This window comes from Anaerospora hongkongensis (assembly GCF_004339805.1).
Classification (GTDB): domain Bacteria; phylum Bacillota; class Negativicutes; order Sporomusales; family DSM-15969; genus Anaerospora; species Anaerospora hongkongensis.
Genome location: NZ_SLUI01000006.1, coordinates 35957 through 43301 on the forward strand (window position 1 = coordinate 35957; position 7345 = coordinate 43301).

Annotated in this window: 4 protein-coding genes; all 4 read left to right on the forward strand. The window is 44.3% G+C overall.

What is annotated here, in order from left to right:
* Positions 1-28 precede the first annotated feature (28 nt).
* On the forward strand, positions 29-2413 hold the full coding sequence (locus EV210_RS09805) for a Lon protease family protein (RefSeq protein WP_132079303.1): 2385 nt from the start codon (positions 29-31) through the stop codon (positions 2411-2413).
* A gap of 67 nt (positions 2414-2480) precedes the next feature.
* Positions 2481-3866 (forward strand): 23S rRNA (uracil(1939)-C(5))-methyltransferase RlmD, encoded by a 1386-nt coding sequence (gene rlmD / locus EV210_RS09810; protein ID WP_132079306.1) that lies wholly within the window; start codon positions 2481-2483, stop codon positions 3864-3866.
* Positions 3867-5046: 1180 nt separating this feature from the next.
* Positions 5047-5718, forward strand: a complete 672-nt coding sequence (locus EV210_RS09815; protein WP_132079310.1) for a TMEM165/GDT1 family protein — start codon at positions 5047-5049, stop codon at positions 5716-5718.
* 1140 nt (positions 5719-6858) lie between these two features.
* A complete protein-coding gene (locus tag EV210_RS09820) occupies positions 6859-7227 on the forward strand; it encodes an ArsR/SmtB family transcription factor (protein ID WP_132079313.1) in 369 nt (122 codons plus the stop codon).
* The last annotated feature ends 118 nt before the right edge of the window (positions 7228-7345 follow it).

A 7345-nucleotide genomic window follows, 5' to 3' on the forward strand; every position in this document is an offset into this window, starting at 1 on the left:
CAATAAACCATAGAAGGGGATTGATGAGATGACCGAAAGCCTAGAACTATCGGCCGGGCAGCTTCGCTTTCAATGCGATGAAAGTATATTTAAATTTGATACTACCGAAAGCGCACCGCCACTGGAAGTTATGATTGGCCAGGAACGGGCGGTAAAGGCTGTTGAATTTGGTCTTTTTACAAAAATACCAGGCTATAATATTTTTATGTCCGGCTTGGTTGGTACTGGTAAAATTACCTATGCAAAATCGGCTGTTCAAAAGGTTGCGCAGGATGAAGCCGTTCCTGATGATTGGTGTTATGTCAATAACTTTGAAAATCCCGGTCAGCCCATAGCCGTTTCTCTGCCTGCCGGGCAAGGCAGTATCTTTCGCCAGGATATGCAGGATTTAGTGGAAAACCTGAAAAGCGACATCCCGAAAATTTTTAGTGGTGACCAGTACGAGCAGGCCAAGGGAGATATTGTCAAAACGTTTCAGGCTAAGCGCGCCGTTATTATGGAGGGGTTTAACCAGTACTGCGAGCAGAACGAAATTTCGCCGCAGTGGTCGACAACCGGCTTTATCGGTTTGCCTGTGGAGAATGGGACACCTGTAACACCGGAGGAATTTCAAAAGCTGGACAAAGACAAGCGGGAAGCAATTGAACAGAAGCTGCTGGCTGTTCATGAAAAAGCAATGGATGCGGTCCGGATGGTGCAGCAGGTCGAGCGTCTGGCCCGGGAAGAACTGAAAGGGTTGGATACCAAGGTGGGGCTTTTTGCAGCAGGTCATTTTATTGATGACTTGCAGGAAAAGTATCAGGACTTTGAAAAAGTCGTGGCTTATTTGGATACCGTGAAAGCGGAAGTAGTGAAAAATATCAACGACTTTAAACCGGCGGCCAATGATGAGGAAAACAATCCCTTCCTGATGTTTAAGAAGAATATGCAGGATTCGATCAAAGATAAATATAAAGTCAATCTGCTAGTTGACAATCGCGACATGGACGGCGCTCCGGTAGTTCTGGAAATCAACCCCACCTATTATAATCTGGTAGGCAGAGTTGAATATGAAAACCGGATGGGTGTGGTCAGCACTGATTTTTCCATGATTAAGTCCGGGGCACTGCATCGCGCCAATGGTGGCTATTTACTATTAAATGTCCGCGATGTTTTGACGAACATCGGTGCCTGGGAAGGACTCAAGCGCGTTCTGAAGACCAATACCCTGCTGATTGAAAATTTAAGTGATCAGTATGGGATGCTGGCCATGGCCTCCGTTAAACCGCAGGCGATACCATTGAATGTAAAAATTATTCTAATTGGTAATCCTTCGTTATATCACCTGTTGTTTAATTATGATGAAGATTTCCGTAAGCTGTTCAAGATTTATGCTGATTTTGACATCGACATGAAAAACAATGATGTCAATAGGCAGAAGCTGGCAGGATTTATTACATCAACTGTCAAAAAAGAACAGTTAAAACCGTTTGACCGGTCTGCTGTAGCCAAGATGGTGGAGCATGCTACCCGGCTGGCCGGATCACAGGATAAGCTGACGACTCGCTTTAGTGACATTGTGGAAGTAGTGTGTGAAGCTGATACATGGGCGACGATGGATCAATGTCCGGTTGTCAGCGCGCAGCATATTAGAAAAGCAGTGGATGAAAAGCGCTACCGTTCAAATAAGTACGAAGAAAAGCTGCAGGAAATGTTTGCTGAAGGCATGTTCCTGATCGATACTCAAGACGAAAGGGTTGGCCAGGTAAACGGCCTGGCAGTGCTGGCGGTAGGTGAGTATACATTTGGCAAGCCTTCCCGGATTACTGCCAATACGTATCTCGGCAAGCACGGTGTTATCAATATCGAGCGGGAAACCGAAATGAGCGGCACCAGCCACAGTAAAGGAGTGCTTATTCTCGGCGGATATCTGGGACAAAAATATGCGCAGGATCAGCCGCTTACCGTTACGGCGAGCCTGACCTTTGAACAATTATACGAAGGTGTTGACGGTGACAGTGCCTCCAGTACCGAACTATATGCCATTCTTTCCAGCCTGTCGGAAATTCCAATTAAACAATATATCGCCGTCACAGGATCGGTGAATCAAAAAGGCGAGGTTCAACCGATTGGTGGAGCAACACAAAAAATTGAAGGTTTTTATGCTGTCTGCAAGTTAAAGGGATTAAACGGTAAGCAGGGCGTGATGATCCCCTACCAGAATGTTAAGGACCTGACACTGAATGATGAAGTCGTAGAAGCCGTTCAGCAAGGACAATTTCATATTTATCCGGTAAAGACAATTGATCAGGGTATTGAAATTCTTACCGGTATTGCGGCAGAAACCGTTCATCAAGGTGTGCGGCAAAAACTTCACAGTTATACGGAAACCTTGCTTAAGCTCAGTAAAAGTCTCGATAAAGAAGACAAGTAGCAACAAAACCCCTTGTGGCACACTGCCCAAGGGGTACAAATTTTATATAGATAAGGTGAAGGTAGATATGGTAAAAAAACAAATAGCGCCCGTTACAGCAGGCAGCAGGTATACAGTGGAAATTATCGGTCTCGGTCACAGCGGCGAAGGAGTCGGCCGTTTCCAGGATTTTACGATTTTTGTTTCCCAGGCTCTGCCGGGAGAAGTTGTGGAAGTACAAGTCAGTGAAGTCAAGAAAAACTATGCAAAAGCCAAGCTGACTGGCGTAAAGCAGGCTTCGGCTGAACGTGTGGAGCCGTTGTGCTCTGTGTACCAGAGCTGCGGCGGCTGTCAGCTGCAGCATTTGAGCTATGCAGGTCAGTTAAACGCGAAACGGCAGCAAGTCGTCGATGCGGTCACCCGTATTGGAAAGCTGGCAGACGTGGCTGTTCATCCCACATTGGGGGCAGCCAATCCCTGGTACTACCGCAATAAAATGCAATTTCCGGTAGGAAAGGCAGGGGGAAAAGTCGCTGTCGGCTGCTACTCGCAGGGGACCCATGCCATTATTAATACGGAAAACTGCTGTATTCAGCATGCGGTTAACAATACAATTGCCGATCAGGTGCGACGCATTGTCACCGAATTCAACATCCCAACCTATGACGAGCGTACCGGCGAAGGTGTTATTCGTCATGTAATGGGCCGGGTAGGCACGGCGACCGGGGAAGTGATGGTGGCATTAGTAACTGCTGTCGACAAACTGCCGAGCCAGGAGAAGGTTATTGCCGCCCTGCGGCAGGCTATTCCCGGCTTGACCAGCATTGTCCAGAACGTGAATCCTAAAAGAGGCAATATAATTATGGGAGAAACCACCCGCACGATTTGGGGAAAAGATACGATTACCGATAAATTGGGCGATTTGACCTTCCATATTTCGGCCCGTTCCTTTTTCCAGGTCAACACGGAGCAGACCGTGCTTTTGTACGGCAAAGCAGTGGAGTATGCCGGGCTGACAGGCCAAGAAACGGTAATAGATGCCTATTGCGGTACCGGCACGATCACCTTATTCCTGGCCGGCCAGGCGGCTAAAGTATATGGCATCGAAATTGTTAAACCGGCGATTGCCGATGCCTGGCAGAATGCCCAAACCAATAAGATCGAGAATGTGGAATTTATTGCCGGTGATGCGGTAGAGGTCATGCCTGAACTCTACCGTAACGGTGTCCGGCCGGAGGTAATAGTCGTTGATCCACCCCGGGCCGGCTGTGAGCCTAAGGTATTAGAGACATTTGTAAAAATGAAGCCGGAACGCATTGTCTACGTATCCTGCAATCCGGCATCCCTTGCCCGTGATCTGGCAATCCTCTCCGAGCAGGGTTACCAGACGATGGAGATCCAGCCGGTAGATATGTTTCCCCATACCCACCACGTGGAGTGTTGCGTTTGGCTGAAAAGAAAACACAGCCTTTGAAGCCAGGCAGGGACTGGGTTCATGGGCTATGGGGAATTGTGGAATATGTTCTCGCAGACAAAGAAAGAAAACATCAGGCTTTTGGGTCTGACGTTTTTTTACAATAACATGATGTAAGTCGAATGACAATAATTATCTTTGAGGGAGGCGCCTGTCACAGGGAGGATTTACGTAAAAAGTCTCGAAATCTAAAAAGGAAAAAGGCGGGGATCGAGTATGGATAATATAACAAAATGGTCACAATGGCCAGCAGACTTACATCAGCAGCCGGACCAAATTAAGCGTCAATTTTTCTGCTGCCGCACCGAAACACCAGCCACTGGAGTTTGATGATAAAACATTAATTGGGATATTTGCCGGGTCTGGGAAAGCCGTATATTAGTAGCCTATCCATCAACAGATTACTGGGGTAATTGGAATCTAGGAATAACATAAAGATTGGACACAAAAAGAAAGGTATAGAGGACCTTTGAAGCAGGTATGACAGTTGAGAAATTACTTGTGAACGAGCAAACGGCTGTGATTAATGGCTATAATGTCGATCTTAAGGAATGTACTTGCCCCGATTTCAGTGAGAGAAGATATCCCTTTAAGCACATTTATCGATTAGCAGTCGAATTGGGCACTCTTGAAAAACCTCTTAAGGAAAACATCAAGGGAAGAAATCAGATAGATAGGCCATAAAATCTGAGCCAGATTTATGCCAGTTAGATAGTCCTCTTAAATAGCGCCCCCATATCCTATAAAATGTTGCAAGGTTTTTCATCAGGCCAATGGCTTTTACCTAATAGAGCACAAGATCTTTTGTAACAAATATGTTGACAAGCTTTTTCATATGCGCTATACTATCGTCAGTATCTAAAAGGGAGTAGCTAGATAGATGGAGTCAACAAACTGGTTTAAATACCTGGCTCTGTCGTTGGCGGATTAGTCAATTAGCGAGACTTTTAGTGTGGATTTATGTCCATGCTAAAAGTCTCTTTTATTTTATCTAACTTAATAAAACAATAAATACCTTCTAACTGAGAGGGAGTAGCTAGATAGATGAGGTCAACAAACTGGTATTGTACCTGGCCTTATCGTTGATGGAATGTCAATTAGCGAGACTTTCAGCATGGCTGTTTTGCCATGCTGAAAGTCTCGTTTTTTATATATAAAAAAGTACTGGAGGAATAGTAACATGACAGCATTTTTAGCATCGGCAGCCTTCGTAGTTCTTGCCGAAATGGGAGATAAGACACAACTTCTGGCTATGGCATTCGCCACACGATATCGTTGGCAGACTGTAATGTGGGGGGTATTTGTTGCAACCGTTGTAAATCATCTTTTTGCGGTAATCGTTGGAACCTATCTTACACAAATTATTCCAATGCAGTACATCCAAATTGCTGCAGCCGTTTCATTTATTATATTTGGCTTATGGACAATAAGAGGTGATGAACTAAATGGGGAGGATAAGGTATCTAAGTACGGGCCGTTCTGGACAGTAGCAATTGCCTTTTTCATAGCAGAGATGGGCGATAAAACACAACTAGCCACTGTTGCATTGGCCGCACAGTTTAATTCGGTGGTTCCTGTATGGCTGGGAACAACCACTGGCATGATGATAGCAGACGGAATTGGTATTATAATTGGTATTGTTTTAGGAAAGCGGATTCCCGAACGAATGGTAAAATGGGCTGCTGCCATGATTTTCATTTTCTTTGGTTTGTTTGGGTTATATGAGTCATTGCCAAACCAATTTCTAACTATTCCCTGTATTATTAGTGCCTTAGCGGTAACTGCGCTCCTAATCTACTTGGTTTCTCGAATGGAGTCTAAAAAAGAAGTTAAAGAACGAACGGAAGAATAGAGATTAGCCGATAAAAGAATAATCCTTAGTTTTTTAGATATTTTAATAATAAAAGTAAGCATCAAAAAAACGAGGAATAGCCTATGACGTACTTTTGATTCACGTGAAAGTGCTCAGTTTTACTGAAAAGAAAACACAGTCCTTGAAGCCATATGGGGACTGGGTTCAAGGACTATGGGGAAATATGGAATATGGTACCTCTGACATAGTTAGAAAACAGGAAGAGAAGAAGTCAGAAAGAAAGGTCATAAAATCGGGGGCCAGATTTATGCCAGTTGGACAGTCCTCTTAAATAGCACCCCTAACCTCCAGAATGTTGTAGGGGTTTCATTAGGATAATAATCTTTTATCTAATAGACACGAACCCTTAGCCACAAATATGTTTATAAGCCTTTTCATATGTGCTATGCTGCCATCAATATCTAAAATGGAGTAGCTTGATAGATGGAGCCAACAAACTGGTTTAATACTTTGCTCTATCGTTGGCGAATTAGTTTAATTAGCGAGACTTTTAGTATGGCCGTTTTTGCCATGCTGTAAGTCTCGTTTTTAAATATAAAAATAAGTATTGTAGAAATAATAACATGACAGAACTTCTAGCATAGGTGGCTTTCGTAGTTTAAGGCTATGTTAGGTTTGTTATTTTCAGCGTTAAGCCATTGATAGGGGTTCTTATTTTAGCAGCGTAGGGGTATACGTATTTAGAAATGCAAAATGTGCAAATGAATATTTAATGATTGAGCCACTTAAATTTCAGCCAAAAATAAGAATGACCATCCTACTCAAATATCTACAAAGGCAGCTTTGCAGTAACGGTTAGCAATGGACGCGTGCCCTTAAGTCTACCAACCTTAGAAAACAACGGCTATTGTCAATAGGTAATAATTATTCTAAATGAACATAGAGCTATCCTATTTGCTTGACAACCACTATAGCAAGGAGTATATTGTATATGAATATGTATTCACATATAACATAGTGATAGCGTACGTAGCTTTGATGTAATGGATGTAAGGGAAAACGAAATGAAAATGAAGAAAAAGGTGTGTTTGTAATCAGCTGACGAGAGGTTTTCGTGGCACGACAGACACAGAAACTCGATTTTACATGAAGGCTATTCATATTGGTAGGTGGTGTGTGATGAACAAGTGTGACTGTGATAACGATGTTTGTGAAGAATTATGCGAGCATCCCCAGATGATTTGCCTGGCCCGGGCCGAGATGGTGCAGGAGACGGAGGCGCAGCAGGTTACGGACATGTTCCGGCTGTTGGGGGATATGAACCGGTTTAAAATCCTGCAGGCTTTGGCCAAGCGGGAATTATGCGTCTGTGACATTGCGGCGGTGGTGCAGATGGGCCAGTCGGCGGTATCCCATCAACTGCGGCTGCTGCGCGGCGCCCGATTGGTGAAATACCGCAAAGAAGGGACATTGGCCTGGTACTCATTGACGGACCACAATATTACCATCTTGCTGCAGCATGGTCTAAACCATGTACGGCAAAAATAACGATAAGGAGATGGTGTGTGTATGACGACGCGCGCAAAAGAAGCGGCGAATCAGATAGTATTCCAAGTAGACGGCATTACCTGTATGGATTGTGCACAGAAATTTGAAAAGGCGGTCA

Excerpts from the sequence above, each read along its gene's own strand:
- EV210_RS09815 (WP_132079310.1), top strand. The coding sequence starts at position 5,047 with ATGACAGCATTTTTAGCATCGGCAGCCTTCGTAGTTCTTGCCGAAATG.
- rlmD (WP_132079306.1), top strand. The coding sequence starts at position 2,481 with ATGGTAAAAAAACAAATAGCGCCCGTTACAGCAGGCAGCAGGTATACA.
- EV210_RS09805 (WP_132079303.1), top strand. The coding sequence starts at position 29 with ATGACCGAAAGCCTAGAACTATCGGCCGGGCAGCTTCGCTTTCAATGC.
- EV210_RS09820 (WP_132079313.1), top strand. The coding sequence starts at position 6,859 with ATGAACAAGTGTGACTGTGATAACGATGTTTGTGAAGAATTATGCGAG.